The organism is Vibrio sp. 1641 (genome assembly GCF_033339995.1).
In the GTDB taxonomy this organism is placed as follows: domain Bacteria; phylum Pseudomonadota; class Gammaproteobacteria; order Enterobacterales; family Vibrionaceae; genus Vibrio; species Vibrio alginolyticus.
Window position 1 is genome coordinate 1 of record NZ_JAWOVP010000452.1, and the last position, 540, is coordinate 540.

The window sequence follows — 540 nt, forward strand, 5'->3', positions numbered from 1 at the left end:
CTTTTGCGTACAATGGATCAAGTAAGCGAAGGTAGTTGTCGAAAGTAAAAGTCAGTTCAATTAAGTTCGCTTCATCACGCGTTAAAAAACTTGTACCGATAATCATTAGGTTTGGAACCAACACGAAAAGTGTTAGCCAACCAACAATTAGGGTAATGATTGCGTTCTGAAGATTAATCTTCTTGCTTATCATTGAGGACTACCTCCCAGCTCTCAACCCAAGTGATAGCGACTTTTTGGCCGAGAGAGTGGTCCACATCTGGATCATCTTCGTTAAAGAACTCGCTAACCATCACGCGCATGCCTGAGTCCAGTTGGACAACAGAGTCTAGCGTCATACCTTTATAGGTACGTTCAGTGACGTGACCAACAATGCCTTTTTCTTCAGACTCTTTGATCTCTTCGATACGTAAGTCTTCAGGGCGAAGCAGCACTTGTAGTTTGTCACCTGCTTGTGCTTCTTTGTCGTAGTAAACGACAGACTCAACACCTTCGATTTACGCACGGATGCGTTTTTCATCAATGCGTTCAAGCATTGTT

At 43.1% G+C, this 540-nt stretch carries 2 pseudogenes; both read right to left on the reverse strand.

Going from position 1 to position 540, the window contains the following annotated elements:
* A pseudogene (gene potB, locus R7Z47_RS26520) lies at positions 1-193 on the reverse strand (spermidine/putrescine ABC transporter permease PotB); the annotation flags it as partial.
* A pseudogene (locus tag R7Z47_RS26525) lies at positions 174-540 on the reverse strand (TOBE domain-containing protein); the annotation flags it as partial. The pseudogenes potB and R7Z47_RS26525, both read right to left, overlap by 20 nt.